The following is a 15,232-nucleotide window of genomic DNA, read 5'->3' on the forward strand; positions in this document are numbered from 1 at the left end:
GCACAACCGAGGGCGGAAGCAGCTAAGACTGCCGCTCGCCGAACAGCTCCACCGCACCCCGGACGGCCGCGAGGCCCGTCGCCAAAGCGCTCACCGAGCCGATCGCCCCCGCCACCAACAGCAACGAGCGCCGCAGCCGAGGCACCTCCGGGGCGCCGGTCACCGCCATGGCCGCCAGCGCCGCCAGCTCCTCCTCGGCTATGCCCCGGTCGGGGAACTCCGCCGGGTGCGCGGCGAGTTCGCGGCGCAGCCGCGCCACCGCGGTCCGCAGCTCCGCGACGCGCGGATCCTCGTCGCTGCCGGTCAATCGCCTCTGCCCCACGCTCCGCAACACAGCTCTCCCCCTCGCACGCCGTCGTGCGCATGCTTCTTTCCCGTGCAGGTCTTACAGGTCCTTCAGAACGCCCCGCCCCGGCGTTGGTCAGGCACCAGGGGGACGCGGGCCAGTAAACGCCACGAGAAGCGGGGCGCGCCACTTTCCGGCCGGAAGGCGGCTCCTGAAGTTGTCCGGACCGCGCGGAACGCGCCCGCGCGGCATGCTGTGCGGTATGCAAGGGGCCATGACGAACCCGCAGAATCCCCGTCCCGTCGAGATCGCCGGGCTGCTCCTCGCCGCCGGGGGCGGCCGGCGCCTCGGCGGTCGCCCGAAGGCGCTGCTCGACCACCATGGGCGCCCGCTCGTGGAGCACGCGGTCCGTGTCCTGCGCGAGGGCGGCTGCACGCGCGTCCACGTGGTGCTGGGCGCGGACGCCGATCTCGTACGCGAAAGGGCCGTACTCCCCGGCTGCGTACTGATCGACAATCCGGACTGGGAGGAAGGGATGGGTTCCTCGCTGCGGGCCGGGCTCGCGGCGCTGCGCGGCACGGACGCGGGCGCCGCGCTCGTCTCGCTGGTCGACCAGCCGGGGATCGGCCCGGAGGCGATCGCCCGCGTGCGCGGCGCGTACCGCTCGCCGTCGACGCTGGCGGCGGCCGCCTATGAGGGTGAGCGTGGTCACCCCGTGCTCTTCGGCGCCGCCCACTGGGCCGGCATCGAGGCGAGCGCGGTCGGCGACCGCGGGGCCCGCGCCTATCTGAAGGAACACGCCGGGGATGTCGTGCTCGTGGAGTGCGGGGACGTGGCCCGTGCATACGACATCGACACCCCCGCCGACCTGGTCCACTTGGAGTGACCGGCATGGCACTCAGCGACACGTTCTGTTGATGAGGAGAATCTCGACGTCAACAAACGATTGAACTTCCACCATGAGGAAACTAGTATCCACTGTTCAGAAGCACCCGTTCCCTCACGTGGGGCCCGCGGCCGTATCTCGGCTCCTGTGGCACTGAGTGTCACCCGAATGCCCGGCGGCAGCCACGGCACCTGCGCGTGAAGCTCGCTGAAGGAAGTGACAGCTCATGTCCGCACCAGCGCAGTCCCCGCTGGCCATCGTCGACGCGGAGCCTCTGCCGCGGCAGGAGGAGGTCCTGACGGACGCGGCCCTCGCCTTTGTGGCCGAGCTGCACCGGCTCTTCACGCCCCGCCGTGACGAGCTGCTGACCCGGCGCGCCGAGCGCCGCGCCGAGATCGCCCGCACCTCCACGCTCGACTTCCTGCCGGAGACGGCGGCGATCCGCGCGGACGACTCGTGGCGCGTCGCCGAGGCGCCCGCCGCCCTGAACGACCGTCGCGTCGAGATCACGGGCCCGACCGACCGCAAGATGACCATCAACGCCCTGAACTCGGGCGCCAAGGTCTGGCTCGCCGACTTCGAGGACGCCTCGGCCCCCACCTGGGAGAACGTCGTCCTCGGCCAGGTCAACCTGTCGGACGCCTACGCCCGCCGCATCGACTTCACCGACGAGCGCAGCGGCAAGTCGTACGCCCTGAAGGACGCGGACCAGCTCGCCACCGTCGTCATGCGGCCCCGCGGCTGGCACCTGGACGAGCGTCACCTGCAGTTCGAGGGCACCCCGGTGCCCGGCGCGCTCGTCGACTTCGGGCTCTACTTCTTCCACAACGCGAAGAAGCTCGTCGAGCTCGGCAAGGGCCCGTACTTCTACCTCCCGAAGACGGAGTCGTACCTGGAGGCGCGCCTCTGGAACGACATCTTCGTCTTCGCGCAGGACTACGTGGGCATCCCCCAGGGCACGGTCCGGGCCACGGTCCTCATCGAGACGATCACGGCCGCGTACCAGATGGAGGAGATCCTCTACGAGCTGCGCGACCACGCCTCCGGCCTGAACGCGGGCCGCTGGGACTACCTCTTCTCCATCGTCAAGAACTTCCGTGACGGCGGCTCGAAGTTCGTCCTGCCGGACCGCAACCTGGTCACGATGACCGCCCCCTTCATGCGGGCGTACACCGAGCTCCTCGTCCGCACCTGCCACAAGCGCGGCGCGCACGCGATCGGCGGCATGGCCGCGTTCATCCCGTCCCGCAAGGACGCGGAGGTCAACAAGGTCGCGTTCGAGAAGGTCAAGAACGACAAGGACCGTGAGGCCGGCGACGGCTTCGACGGCTCGTGGGTGGCCCACCCCGACCTGGTCCCGATCGCGATGAAGTCCTTCGACGCGGTCCTCGGCGAGAAGCCGAACCAGAAGGACCGCCTCCGCGAGGACGTCTCCGTGGCCCCCGGCGACCTGATCGCCATCGACTCCCTCGACGCGAAGCCCACCTACGACGGTCTGGTCAACGCCGTCCAGGTCGGCATCCGTTACATCGAGGCGTGGCTGCGCGGACTCGGGGCCGTCGCGATCTTCAACCTCATGGAGGACGCGGCCACCGCGGAGATCTCCCGCTCGCAGATCTGGCAGTGGATCAACGCGGGCGTCGTCTTCGAGAACGGCAATACGGCGACGGCGGACCTGGCCCGGAAGGTCGCCGCGCAGGAACTGGACGCGATCCGCGCCGAGATCGGCGAGGAGGCCTTCGCGGCCGGCAAGTGGCAGCAGGCCCACGACCTCCTCCTCCAGGTCTCCCTGGACGCGGACTACGCGGACTTCCTGACGCTGCCTGCCTACGAGCAGCTGCGCTGACCTCTCTCGTACGTTCTTTGTACGTTCCCCACTCCGCCCCCGGCACCGCACAGCGCCGGGGGCGGAGTGCGTGTCACGTCAGGCGAGCCCGAAGCGGCGCTCGCCCCCGCTCCTCAGCACGGTCAGTCCTTGCCGCCGGTCGACAGATGCTTCGACCAGTCCTGTTCCGCCGCGGGCTTCCCGTGCAGATCGGGCACCCGTTTGAGCCAGGCCGGGCGCCCCTTCTCCGTGGCTGCGGCCCGCCGCGCGTCCGCCTCCGCCAGCTCGCCCCGGCTGGGGAAGTCCCGCGGCAGCCAGGCGGCGGAGGAACGGGCGCGGGCCAGCAGATAGCCGACGTACGCATCCCGTACGTCCTGCGGAGTCGCGAAGCCCGGCTCGTCGGCCAGCCAGGCGTCCGGCACGAGGGCGACGATCTCGCGCAGGGCGGACTCGGTGACCAGCGGCGCCAGTTCCGCGTCGGCCTTCACCGTGTCCGGGCCGTACCCGCCGAGCGCGTGGTGGCGGAAGTCGTACGCCTTGTCCGGCTCCGACGTGCCCCAGCGGTGGTGGAAGACGAGGGCCGCGCCGTGGTCGATCAGCCACAGGTGGGGCTCGTGGGTGCCGAACGTCGGCCAGACCATCAGGTTCGAGCTGTGCACCGTGCGGTCGACGTTCGCGGTCAGCGCGTCGAGCCACACCACCTTGCCCGCCTCCAGCGGGTCCACGTCCAGGGCCTCCGGGGTGAAGTCCGCGGCGCCCGGCAGCAGGTCCATCCCCAGGTTCAGGCCCGCGCTGGCCCGCAGCAGGTCCTGGACCTCCTGGTGCGGCTCGTCGGCCGCGACCGCCGGGTCGAAGTGGACCAGGACCAGCTCGGGAAAACGGAGTCCGAGGTGGCGGGCCAGCTCGCCGACGATGATCTCGGCGACCAGCGCCTTGCGGCCCTGCGCGGACCCGGTGAACTTCACGACGTACGTCCCGAGGTCGTCGGCCTCGACGACTCCGGGCACGGACCCCCCGGCCCGCAGGGGGTTCACATACCGGACGGCAGTCACTTCACGCAGCACACCGGCAACTGTATGCCGAGGGTCCGACAACCCACGATCAGGTTTCCCGCAGGGCCTTCGCCAGCACCCCGTCGCCCGCGACCTCCGCGCGTCCCTCCCGTACCGCCTCCCCCACCGTCAGCGCGCCCCGGCTCACGGCCACGCACGTCTCGGCGTCCAGGGCGAGTTCCGCGTCCGCGTCCGCCGGGCCTTCGCCGTACGCCTCTCCCCCGGCCCCCACGCGTACATGGAACTCGCCCTCCGGCAGCCGGACCCGCACCACACCCTCCGCCCCAAGACCCGTCAGGCTCCGCAGCAGCGGCAGTGCGAACCAGTGGGCGCGGACCGCGTCCGTCGGCCTGCGGTCCTGGAGTGCGGGCGCGCCCCAGGAGCCGAGCGCCTGGAGGACGGGGAGCAAGTCGCGGCCCCGGTCGGTGAGTTCGTACACGTACGCCGACGCCGGCGGCGGCAGCTTGCGGCGCGTCGTCAGGCCCTCGCGCTCCATGTCCTTGAGCCGGGACGCGAGGACGTCCGTGCTGACGCCCGGCAGATCGGCGTGCAGATCGGTGTAGCGGCGCGGGCCGACCAGGAGTTCGCGGACGATCAGGAGGGTCCAGCGGTCACCCACGACGTCTAGGGCACGGGCGGCGGCGCAGTACTGGTCATAGCTTCGGCGGGACCTGGGTGCGGGTGGCATGCGACGCAGTCTATGCAAGTTGTTGGACTTTCCAAGCTCCAGCTTGGTAAAACCAAGTAACTCACGTCACGGGAGGCACAGCGCATGGAGTTCCGGCAGTCCAGCAAGCTCAGCGAGGTCTGTTACGAGATCCGGGGTCCGGTCATCGAGCACGCCAACGCCCTGGAGGAGGCGGGCCACAGCGTGCTCAGGCTGAACACCGGCAATCCGGCGCTGTTCGGCTTCGAGGCGCCCGAGGAGATCGTCCAGGACATGATCCGGATGCTCCCCCAGGCGCACGGCTACACGGACTCGCGCGGCATCCTGTCCGCCCGGCGCGCCGTCGCGCAGCGGTACCAGGCGCTCGGCCTGGACGAGGTCTCCGTAGACGACGTCTTTCTCGGCAACGGCGTCTCCGAGCTGGTCACGATGGCCGTCCAGGCGCTGCTCGAAGACGGCGACGAAATCCTCATCCCCGCCCCGGACTTCCCCCTCTGGACGGCCGTGACGACCCTCTCCGGAGGCAAGGCCGTCCACTACGTGTGCGACGAGTCCGCCGACTGGTACCCGGACCTGGACGACATGGCGTCGAAGATCACCGACCGGACCAAGGCCGTCGTGATCATCAACCCGAACAACCCGACCGGCGCCGTGTATCCCAAGGAGGTCCTCGAAGGCATCCTCGACCTCGCGCGCCGGCACGGCCTGATGGTCTTCGCCGACGAGATCTACGACCAGATCCTGTACGACGACGCCGTGCACCACAGCGTCGCCGCCCTCGCCCCGGATCTGGTCGTCCTGACCTTCTGCGGACTGTCGAAGACGTACCGCGTGGCGGGATTCCGGTCGGGGTGGCTGGTCGTCACCGGGCCGCAGCAGCACGCCAAGAACTACCTGGAGGGCCTCACCATGCTCGCCTCCATGCGGCTGTGCCCCAACGCCCCCGCCCAGTACGCCATCCAGGCCGCGCTCGGCGGCCGGCAGTCCATCCGCGAGCTGACCGCGCCCGGCGGCAGGCTGCACGAGCAGCGCGACATGGCGTGGCAGAAGCTCAACGAGATCCCCGGCGTCTCGTGCGTGAAGCCCAAGGGCGCGCTCTACGCCTTCGCGCGCCTCGACCCCAAGGTGCACGCCATCCACGACGACGAGAAGTTCGTCCTCGACCTGCTCCTCCAGGAGAAGATCCAGGTCGTCCAGGGCACGGGCTTCAACTGGCCGCGCCCCGACCACTTCCGCATCCTCACCCTCCCTTACGCTGACGATCTCGACGCGGCGATCAGCCGCATCGGCCGCTTCCTCAGCGGATACCGCCAGTCATGACAGCAGTCGGGGGTCGCGTGTCTCTCAGTCCCACCTGTTCCACCTGCCGGGTTCCCTCGCTCACCCAGTTCGCCTCGCCCGACCTCGTCGAGCGGATCGTGTACGGCGAACTGGACCGGGCCGCCGACCCGGCCTGGCGGGAATCGGGCGCGGCGACCCTCGACGACTACGCCCGCTGGTGCGGCCATCTGTGCGGACTGACCTGCCTGAAGATGGCGCTCGGCCCGTCCGCGCCGACCCTCTTCGAGCTGCGGGACGGGGCGCTGAAGTACGGCGCCTACACGGAGGACGCCGCCGACGGCACGATCCGGGGCCTGATCTACGCGCCCTTCGCCGACTACGTACGCGAAGAGCACGGCGTCAACGCCACGGTGCACCGGCACCTCGCGGTCGACGAGATCCTCGCCCTGCTGGACGAGGGGCGCTCGGTGCTGGCCTCCGTGCACTACGAGATCCGCCGCCCGCACCGCCCCTCGCCGGGCCGCGGCGGCCACTTGGTGCTGGTCACGGGACGTTCCGCGGACGGCGGCCTGCATCTGCACAATCCCTCCGGGATCAATGCGGGGACCCGGACCGCGGACCTGACGCCCGACGCATTCGAGCCGTTCTTCGCCGGACGCGGGGTTTCCCTTCACTGACAGCGGGTCACCCTTCCTGCCAGGATGGCGCGATGATGCGTGGAGGCAGGGTCGCCATCGTGGGTGGAAGCATCGCCGGATGCGCCGCCGCACTCGCCGCGCACCGCGGTGGCGCCGACGAGATCACGGTGTACGAGCGGGCCGCGGGGCATCTCGCGGACCGCGGGGTCGGTCTGGCGGTGCACAACTCCCGGTACGCGGAGCTGGATTCGGCCGGATACATGGACGCCGACATGCCCTGGGTGGGACTGGTGCGGCGCCGCTGGTACGTACGGGACCGGGCGGCGGGGCCGCTGGGGCACGAGATCGGCATGATGCCGTTCCCCTTCCGCACGTACAACTGGGGTCCCCTGTGGCATGAGTTGCGCCGCCGGGTGCCCGCATCCGTGGTGTTCCGGCCGGGGGTCGCCGTGCAGGCGGTGCGGCCGGGCGGCGAGGGCGCCGAGATCCACACCGCGGAGGGCACCGAGCGGGTGGATCTGGTGATCGGCGCGGACGGCTACCGCTCGGCGGTGCGCGCGGCCGCGTTCGACGGGGTGCGTCCCACGTACGCCGGCTATCTCGCCTGGCGGGGCGCGTACCCCGAGTCCCGCCTCGCGGACCCTGGGCCGTGGGCGACCGAGGACTGTGTGTACGTCGTCTTCGCGGGCGGCCATCTCATCGTCTACCGCATCCCCGACGGGGCCGGCGGCCACCGCGTCAACTGGGTGCTCTACACGGCGCCGCCGGCCGACCTCGACCTGGGGCTCGGCGGAGACCTGCGGCTCACCGCGCCGACCAGTCTGCCGCCGGGCGGCCTCACGGAGGCCCTGAGCTCCCATCTCCGTTACGTGCACGACGAGTTGCTGCCGCCGTACTGGGGAGACCTCGTCCGCGCGACGACTCCGGACGAGCTCTTCCTCCAGCCCATGTACGACTTCACGGCGCCCCGCTACACCGCGGACCGGGTGCTCCTGATGGGCGACGCGGCGACCGTCGCCCGGCCGCACACCGGGGCGGGCGCGGTCAAGGCGCTGCAGGACGCGACGGTCCTGGAGTCCGCCTTCGCCACGGCGACCAACTGGCCGGACGCCCTGGACACGTACGACACCGACCGCACCGTCGCGGGCGCGGCGATGGTCGATTTGGGGCGGCGCCTCGGGCGCGCGCTGGTGGAGGAGACGCCGCCGTGGCGCGCCATGGACCAGACGGCGCTGGAGACGTGGTGGAAGCAGGCGGACGGCGGCGGGGCGTTCGGGGGGCGCGAGCTGAAGCGGTGAGGGGCTCTGTCGGGGTCCCGTCGGGGCCCTGCCCACCTGCTGGTCGCCACAGCGGTGAAGGCCCTGCTCACCCGCCGGCCGCCGGAGCGGTGAAGGACCATACCCACCCTCCGGTTTGGGTATGCACCGCAAGATCAATAAGATCCGGCGATGATCACAAGACAACGGCTGGCGGCCGGGGCCCTCACCCTGCTCGCCGCCCTGACCGCCGGACTCGGCACGGCGGGCCCCGCCGCGGCCGACGCCGATGAACCGGCTCAGCCCTCGCCCAAGGTCGAGCTGGTCCTCGACGTCAGCGGCTCGATGCGGGCCCGCGACATCGACGGCAAGTCCCGGATGGCGGCGGCGAAGCAGGCCTTCAACGAGGTACTCGACGCCACGCCCGACGAAGTCCAGCTCGGCATACGCACCCTGGGCGCCAACTACCGCGGCGACGACCGCAAGACGGGCTGCAAGGACACCGAGCTGCTCTACCCGGTCGCCGAACTCGACCGGGCGGGCCGCACGGACGCCAAGACCGCCGTGGCGACGCTCGCGCCGACCGGCTGGACGCCGATCGGCCCCACGCTCCTGAAGGCCGCCGACGACCTCAAGGACGACAACACCGAGCGCAGCCGCCGCATCGTCCTCATCTCCGACGGCGAGGACACCTGCCAGCCGCTCGACCCCTGCGAGGTGGCCCGCAAGATCTCCGCCGAGGGCATCCACCTCACCGTCGACACCCTCGGCCTGGTGCCGGACGCCAAGACCCGCGACCAGCTGAGCTGCATCGCCGAGGCCACCGGCGGCACGTACACCTCCGTACGCCACACCGATGAACTCTCCGGCCGCGTCAAGCAGTTGGTGGACCGCGCGGCCGACCCGGTCGTCACGCCGGTCCCCGCGGAGGGCGCCGCGCAGTGCACCGACGCCCCGCTCCTCAAGGCCGGGCTCTACACCGACCGCGAGAAGTTCGGCGAGCACCGCTGGTACCGCGTCGACGTCGAGCCCGGACAGGAGCTGCGGGCCTCCGTCAGCGTCGCCGCGGACCGCGCGGTCGACCGGGACTACGGCGTACTGCTGCGCGCGTCCACCGTGCACGGGCGGGAGATCGTGCGGGGTTCGGAGGCGGGTGACGGCCGTACGGACGTGATCTCGACCGGTCTTCGCTATCCGAAGCCGGAGCAGGACGGGGACGACGAGACGACCGACGGGAAGAGCGGGCCCGCCCCCGAGACCGTCTGCCTCCGCGTCAGCAACTCCTTCTCGGCGCCCGCTTCCGTCAAGACGACGCCGGGGCTGCCGGTCGAGCTGAACATCGACGTGGTGGACGCCCCTGACGAGGCGTCGGACGTGGCGTCCTTCGGCCTCGGCAACGGCTGGTGGCTGCTCGGCACCCTGCTCCTCACCGGCTTCCTCGCCGGTCTGGTCTGGGGCTGGGTCTCCCGCTGGCGCTTCGCGGTCTGGAGGACCAACTGATGTGTACGACACGTGTGTTGAGCCGGGTGGGCGCGCTGGGCGCGGCCGCGCTGCTGGCCCTGGGGGCGGCGTCCGGTGTCGCGGCGGCCGACTCCGAGGACCCCGAGAACTCCGAGAAGTCCGCGGCGCCGACGGAGGCGGGCACGTCCTTCCGCACGGCGACGGCGATCCAGCAGGACCAGGAGGCCACGGCCGAGGCGTCCACCGGCGACTACCTGTACTGGGCGTTCCCGGCGGACACCGGCGAGCGGCCCACCGTGCACGCCACGGTGCGCGTCCCCGAGGCCGCGCGCGGCAGGTCCACGTGGCAGGTCGACGTGTACGACGGTCTTCGGCGCCACCAGGCGTGCCGGTACGGCGCGCAGACGAAGCAGGCGGCCCCGGACGCCGAGACGGTCGAGCTGTCCTGCACGCTGCGCACCGTCCGCGGCTGGGCCGAGCCGTGGTCCAACGACCCGCTGCGCGGCACGTACTACGTCCGCCTGACGGTCACCGACCTCAAGGCCGAGGCCCTCGGCCTGCCGATGAAGGCGGCGGTGAAGGTCACGTCGAACGACGCGGGCGGCGCCCAGGCGGTGGACGGCGCGCTGGCGAAGCCGATGGTGCCGGGGATCGGCGCGAAGACGGCGGCGGTGTCGGCCGAGCCTGAGGACGGCTGGTCCTCCTCCTGGTGGTCGTCGCGCTGGCTGTGGACGGCGGGCGGCGGCGTACTCGCGGCGCTCGCCGGTGTCGGCGGCTACTGCCTGACGCGCGGCTCGGGGCGTCCGGCGCGGGTGCCGGCGGGGATCTAGGGTCAGTGGTGGCCGGGAGGCGGTTCGCCCGCCTCCCGGCCACCGTCGACAGCACAGGCGACGTACAGACGACAGCACAGGCAACGCACAGAACAGGAAGTTCCGCACCATGGGTGACCTGCTCCTCGTCCGGCACGGTGAGACCCAGTGGGCGCTCACCGGACAGCACACCAGCTGGACGGACATCCCGCTCACGGAGAACGGCAGGGAGCAGGCACGCGGGCTCGCGCCGCTGGTCGGCGGTTTCCGCATCGGGGCGGCGTTCACGAGCCCCCGGCAGCGGGCGCGGGAGACCGCGGAGCTCGCGGGGTTCGGGGACGCACGGGTCGACGCGGATCTGAGCGAGTGGGACTACGGCGCGTACGAGGGTGTGACCACCGTGGAGATCCACCGCGACCGCCCCGACTGGTACCTGTTCACGGACGGGGTGGCTCCCGGCCCGCCGGAGCACCCCGGAGAGAGCCCGGAGCAGGTGGGCGAGCGGGCGGACCGGATGCTGGCGAAGGTGGACGCCGCGCTGGCCAACAACGAGGGCAGCGTGGTGCTGTTCGCCCACTCGCACTTCCTGCGGGTGCTCGCGGCTCGGCGCCTGGGTCTGCCCCCGGCGGGCGGGGCGCTGTTCCAGCTGGCGACGGGCACGGTGAGCCGCTTGAGCACCGAGCACGGACGCCCCGTGGTGGCGAGCTGGAACCTGCGGCCGTAGCGGGCCCGGACCGCCGTGCGCGGAGCCCGTTGTCAGTGGCGCGAGGCACCATCTGAAGCAGGGGACGGACACGGGCCCCGGGGAAGAGGTGTGTTCTCATGGCCAAGCCGCCCACCGCCGCGCAGCGGCGCATCATCGAGGCCGCGGATCCGGCCACCGGCCGGCTGGCCGGGAGCGAGGCGCAGTTGGCCGCGCTGGTGCGGCACCGCCTCGCCTTCCGGCACCCCCGCCCGCCGCACGCCTTCTTCCTGACGCCGGCGGGGCATCGCATACGGGAGGAGGCCCCGGTGCGGGACGAACCCCCCGCGCCGGAGCAGCCCGCGTCCGGCCTCTTCGCCGCCCGCACCGGCACCGAGCCCGCCCCGCCTCCCGGCGCAGGAAGCCCCGCCCGCGCACGCGACGTACGCAGCGCGTGGGAAGGCCTCGTCGAGCTGCGCCGCATGACCAATCCGGACGGCGCTCGGGACCGCCCCTGCGCCTGGGAGCGGGCGCATCTCGTGCGGGCCGCCGCGCTGGCCCTGGAGGCGGCGGGCTGCCCGCCGGGGCCCGAGGGCTACCGGGTGGGCGAGACGCCGCAGCCGGAGGCCGTCGCCGTGCGGGACGCGGCCGCGGAGAGACTGCGGGCGTGCGCGGCCGCGCTGACGGCCGCGGGCTGGCAGGTCAGCGAGCACGCCGAGCGGGCGGGCGCCGAGCCGTATCTGCTGGCTTCTCCGAGGCGGGGCTGAGTCAGGAGGGACGGGCCGGGGAGATGTGGCCGGAATGCACCCGCCCGCCGGGCAGTTGCAGATCTTGACGTGACATGCACCAACCCTTGCGTGACATGTACCAACCTTGAAAGGAACGTCGTGGCGGAGCCGTTTTCCGTGAGCATCAGCGTCCGTGGGTACGAGACGGACTCGCAGGGCCACCTCAACCAGGCCGTCTATCTCCAGTACGCCGAGCACGCCCGCTGGTCGATGCTCCGCGCTGCCGGAATCGACCAGGCCGATCTCCTGGCCAAGGGCGTCGGGCCCGTCGCCCTGGAGAACACCATCCGCTACTTCAGCGAGCTGCGCGCGGGCGACGAGGTCGAGGTGAGCTGCGGGTTCGTCTGGGGCGAGGGCAAGACCTTCCGCGTAGAGCAGTCGATCCACAAGGCGGACGGCACCAAGGCCGCCACCCTCGTCGGTGTCGGAGGCCTGCTGGACCTCAAGGAACGGAAGATGGTGAGCGAGCCGCGCGACTACTTCCGGGCGCTGGCCGATGACCCGGGCGTGCTCGGGCTCTGAGCGCGGTCGTCGCTGTGAGCGAGGTCGTCGCTGTGAGCGAGGTCGTCGCTGTGAGCGAGGTCGTCGCTGTGAGCGAGGTCGTCGCTGTGAGCGAGGTCGTCGCTGTGCGGGACCCGCACCGCCGGTTCCGGCAGCGCGCCGTCTGACCGCCCATCGCCTCCCAGAACCGCTAGACCAGTCCAGGTACTTCACTTGCCTTCACGGCGGCCGGGCCACTACGGTCCGGCCAGCCGTGAATCTACGCGCGTCGCACATCAAGTGAGAGGCCCCTGACCATGCGAAAGACCGTTCTGACCGCAATGACCGGACTGTGCGCGGGAGTCGCCGTGCTCGCCTCCTCCGGCCTGGCCCCGGCGGCCCCGCCGAAGGCCGCCGAATGGCAGCAGACCGGGTACGACGCGGAGTCCGGCCTCAGCGGTGTCGCCATCGCCTCCCGTTCGGGCGAAGAGGGCTTCAACGCCCTTGCCGTACGCGACAACAAGCGGCCCGGCCAGAATCGCGTCGCAGAGCTCACCTACCGCCCCGGGCAGACCGTGGACGTCGCCCCGCTCACCTGGCGGGGCGGCGGCGAGCCGAGTGACCTGGAGGCGCTGGACCGGGTGCCGGGCACCACGGACGAGTACCTGGCCGTGGCGAGCCGCGGGCTCGTCTACCGCCTGAAGGTGAGCGACGCGGGCGAGGCGGTGGACGTCCTGGACATCGCGCCGCTGCCCGCCATCGCCCAGGGCTCCGACTTCGAGAGCTTCACCGTGGTCGAGCGGAAGGGGAAGCTGGCCGCGGTCTGGGCGGACCGGGGCGAGGGGGCGGACCGTCCGGCTACGGTCTACGCCGCCCCGTTCGAGATCAACAAGTACGGCGAGTCCGTGTTCGGCGCGGTGCGCAAGGCCACCTTCCGTGCGCCGTACCCGACGGGGAACGTCCGGCACGCGTCGGACATCGACGTGACCAAGTCCGGTCGGCTGCTGATCAGTTCGGCCTCGGACGCGGGCAACGACGGGCCGTTCGACTCGGGGGTGAGTGACGCGGGCGAGGTGACGGTGACCCGTTCGGGCAAGGTCCGCCTCTCCGTCGACAAGACGCCGGACCTGGTCGCCAAGTTCAAGGGCCACAAGGTCGAGGCCCTGCGCTGTGTCCCCGGCACTGACCTCGCCGCGCTCGGCACGGACGACGAGAACGCGGGCGGCGCGCTCACGACGGCACGCCTCTGCGACTGACGCCGCTCCCGGCGGGATCCTCCGCCGGCCGCCGCCCGGCACTCAGGAGCGCGGCGGCCCGGCGGGGGCGGCGCTTTGCGCACCGGGCCGGGGGCGCCATGGCCCGGCGTCCAGGTAACACCGCTTCGTCCCCACCCACCCGCCCCCGCCTGAAGCGGAACTGGCGTTTCTGGCAGGGGTGGACGCCCAGAGCGTGGGCACCCGGGGCGGCGTCTTCTACGGCCCGGCGTTTCATCGGCACCGTCCCCGCGTCCAGCGCCCCGGAGTGTGGCGCCTCCGGCGCCCTGCCAAGGAGGGCTCACAGGGAAGGCGGGTCCGGTGTGCGGTCGTCCTGCCGGGTGCGGACCAGTTCGATGCAGCTCGCCCACCCGGTGAAGACGCGGTCTGACAGACCGGCTTGGCTCCAGCGACGGTGGTGGGCCGTCGTGCCGGGTGCGGACTGGTTCGGTGCAGCTCGCCCTCTCGGTGAAGTCGGGGCCTGACAGGCCGGCTTAGCTTCGGTGGCGGTGGCAGGCCGTTGTGCCGGGTGCGGACTGGTTCGGTGCACCTCGCCCACCCAGTGAAGACGCAGTCTGACAGGCCGACTTGGCTCCAGCGACGGTGGTGGGCCGTCGCGCCGGGTGCGGACTGGTTCGGTGCAGCTCGCCCACCCGGTGAAGGCGCGGTCTGACAGGCCGGCTTGGCTTCGGTGGCGGTGGCAGGCCGTTGTGCCGGGTGCGGACTTGCTCTTTCGGGGCTGGGTCATGGGGTGGGGCTCGGTAGGGGCGGCTGCTTGGGGTGGGCCGGTGGTGCATTGGCGCCGGGGCCGCCCGGTTCTGCGGAGTGTGGCGGTTGCGGCGCCCCTGTAAAGGGCGCTCCCTTCGGTCGCGTCGGCTTCGCCGATTCCGCTTGCGCTCCACCCTTGACAGGCCCACCTCCACCGCAGAGACCTTCTTGACCGGGCGGCCAGGGGAGGGGACTCACGGGAGGGACCGGTCCGGTGCCCGGTCTTCCTGCCGGGTGCGGACTGGTTCGTTTCAGTCTCGGTCACTCAGAGGGGCGGGACCCGACAGGCCGGCTCCGCCCCGGTGGCCGGGCCGGTCGTCCCGCCGGGTGCGGACTGGTTCGGAAGAGCTCGGTCAGGCGGGCATGTGCCGCCGCCCGACAGACCGGCTCAGCTCCGGGGCATGAGCCGGGCCCTCGCGCCGGGTGCGGACTGGTCCGGCACAGCTCGCCCACTCTGAAGGGCACGGTCTGACAGGCCGGCCCCGCTCGGTGGCGGCGCCGGGTCGCCCTGCCGCCTGCGGACTGGCTCGATGCAGCCCGGTCACCCCATAAGGGTGCCCGCCGACCGCCGAAGGGAGGGCAGGGCTACTGAGGGACACATGGGAGATGGCCAGCGAGGGGGCACCGCAGGAAAGTCCCAGCGACACGCCGCAATTGGGGCCTATCCGTGGGACTTTCCCGGATTCCACCCCCAACACCCCCTCCCAACACCCCAAATGCCCGATATGGAAGAGCGAGGGGAGCGGCCCGGGAATGCAGCGTGACCACCCCAGTCACACACGCCCCAGTGACCTCCCCTTCATCGCCGCCGCCCGACCCAAGGTCGGTCGGACTCCCGTCAGACCCAGCCTCACCACGTGACCGAGCTGCACCGAACCAATCCGCAGACGGCGCGACGGCCCGGCCCTGCCGCCGGACCGGAGCCGGTCTGCCGGGCGGCCCCTCCCCGCATGACCGAGCTCTACCGAACCAATCCGCACCCGGCACGAAGACCGAACCGCCCCACCGGTCCCTCCCGTGAGTCCCCTCCCCTGGCCGCCCGGTCAAAAGGGTCTCTGCGGTGGAGGCGGGCCTGTCAAGGGTGGAGCGCAAGCGGAATC

The 15,232-nt window shown here is 71.8% G+C and carries 15 protein-coding genes; 12 read left to right on the top strand and 3 right to left on the bottom strand.

Annotated elements, in window-relative coordinates:
* Window positions 1–22 precede the first annotated feature (22 nt).
* Window positions 23–334, bottom strand: coding sequence for a DUF5955 family protein (locus ACIBKX_RS11420; RefSeq protein WP_363277059.1), 312 nt, complete (start codon window positions 332–334; stop codon window positions 23–25).
* Between the two features lie 226 nt (window positions 335–560).
* On the opposite strand from ACIBKX_RS11420, the gene ACIBKX_RS11425 reads away from it, so the two are divergent.
* Entirely contained in the window at window positions 561–1,172 is a 612-nt protein-coding gene (locus ACIBKX_RS11425) for a nucleotidyltransferase family protein (RefSeq protein ID WP_363277060.1), read from the top strand.
* 226 nt (window positions 1,173–1,398) lie between these two features.
* On the top strand, window positions 1,399–3,018 hold the full coding sequence (aceB, locus tag ACIBKX_RS11430; protein WP_363277061.1) for a malate synthase A: 1,620 nt from the start codon (window positions 1,399–1,401) through the stop codon (window positions 3,016–3,018).
* A gap of 122 nt (window positions 3,019–3,140) precedes the next feature.
* Here the strand turns inward: aceB and ACIBKX_RS11435 are convergent, their stop codons facing one another.
* Window positions 3,141–4,061, bottom strand: a complete 921-nt coding sequence (locus ACIBKX_RS11435) for a HipA family kinase (protein WP_363277062.1) — start codon at window positions 4,059–4,061, stop codon at window positions 3,141–3,143.
* Window positions 4,062–4,098: 37 nt separating this feature from the next.
* Window positions 4,099–4,737, bottom strand: coding sequence for a helix-turn-helix domain-containing protein (locus ACIBKX_RS11440; RefSeq protein ID WP_363277063.1), 639 nt, complete (start codon window positions 4,735–4,737; stop codon window positions 4,099–4,101).
* An 84-nt stretch (window positions 4,738–4,821) separates the two neighbouring features.
* On the opposite strand from ACIBKX_RS11440, the gene ACIBKX_RS11445 reads away from it, so the two are divergent.
* The 10 genes from ACIBKX_RS11445 to ACIBKX_RS11490 all read left to right on the top strand — a co-directional run bounded on the left by ACIBKX_RS11445 (window position 4,822) and on the right by ACIBKX_RS11490 (window position 13,367).
* On the top strand, window positions 4,822–6,036 hold the full coding sequence (locus tag ACIBKX_RS11445; RefSeq protein ID WP_363277064.1) for a pyridoxal phosphate-dependent aminotransferase: 1,215 nt from the start codon (window positions 4,822–4,824) through the stop codon (window positions 6,034–6,036).
* Window positions 6,037–6,053: 17 nt separating this feature from the next.
* Window positions 6,054–6,674, top strand: a complete 621-nt coding sequence (locus ACIBKX_RS11450) for a peptidase (protein ID WP_363277065.1) — start codon at window positions 6,054–6,056, stop codon at window positions 6,672–6,674.
* A 35-nt stretch (window positions 6,675–6,709) separates the two neighbouring features.
* Window positions 6,710–7,933, top strand: coding sequence for an FAD-dependent monooxygenase (locus tag ACIBKX_RS11455; protein WP_399375728.1), 1,224 nt, complete (start codon window positions 6,710–6,712; stop codon window positions 7,931–7,933).
* A 150-nt stretch (window positions 7,934–8,083) separates the two neighbouring features.
* On the top strand, window positions 8,084–9,391 hold the full coding sequence (locus tag ACIBKX_RS11460) for a VWA domain-containing protein (RefSeq protein WP_363277067.1): 1,308 nt from the start codon (window positions 8,084–8,086) through the stop codon (window positions 9,389–9,391).
* Window positions 9,391–10,182 (top strand): hypothetical protein, encoded by a 792-nt coding sequence (locus ACIBKX_RS11465; RefSeq protein WP_363277068.1) that lies wholly within the window; start codon window positions 9,391–9,393, stop codon window positions 10,180–10,182. Before ACIBKX_RS11460 ends, ACIBKX_RS11465 begins: the two co-directional genes overlap by 1 nt.
* A gap of 109 nt (window positions 10,183–10,291) precedes the next feature.
* Window positions 10,292–10,885 (top strand): histidine phosphatase family protein, encoded by a 594-nt coding sequence (locus ACIBKX_RS11470; protein ID WP_363277069.1) that lies wholly within the window; start codon window positions 10,292–10,294, stop codon window positions 10,883–10,885.
* A 98-nt stretch (window positions 10,886–10,983) separates the two neighbouring features.
* Window positions 10,984–11,610 carry a hypothetical protein gene (locus ACIBKX_RS11475; RefSeq protein WP_363277071.1) on the top strand — a complete coding sequence of 209 codons (627 nt, stop codon included), beginning with the start codon at window positions 10,984–10,986 and terminating at the stop codon, window positions 11,608–11,610.
* A 120-nt stretch (window positions 11,611–11,730) separates the two neighbouring features.
* Window positions 11,731–12,153 (top strand): acyl-CoA thioesterase, encoded by a 423-nt coding sequence (locus tag ACIBKX_RS11480; protein WP_363277072.1) that lies wholly within the window; start codon window positions 11,731–11,733, stop codon window positions 12,151–12,153.
* Window positions 12,154–12,167: 14 nt separating this feature from the next.
* Complete coding sequence (locus ACIBKX_RS11485) at window positions 12,168–12,299, top strand: hypothetical protein (RefSeq protein ID WP_363277073.1); 132 nt, start codon at window positions 12,168–12,170, stop codon at window positions 12,297–12,299.
* A 129-nt stretch (window positions 12,300–12,428) separates the two neighbouring features.
* Window positions 12,429–13,367, top strand: a complete 939-nt coding sequence (locus ACIBKX_RS11490; RefSeq protein WP_363277074.1) for a hypothetical protein — start codon at window positions 12,429–12,431, stop codon at window positions 13,365–13,367.
* The last annotated feature ends 1,865 nt before the right edge of the window (window positions 13,368–15,232 follow it).

The organism is Streptomyces sp. NPDC050658 (assembly GCF_044457025.1).
Lineage (GTDB): Bacteria > Actinomycetota > Actinomycetes > Streptomycetales > Streptomycetaceae > Streptomyces.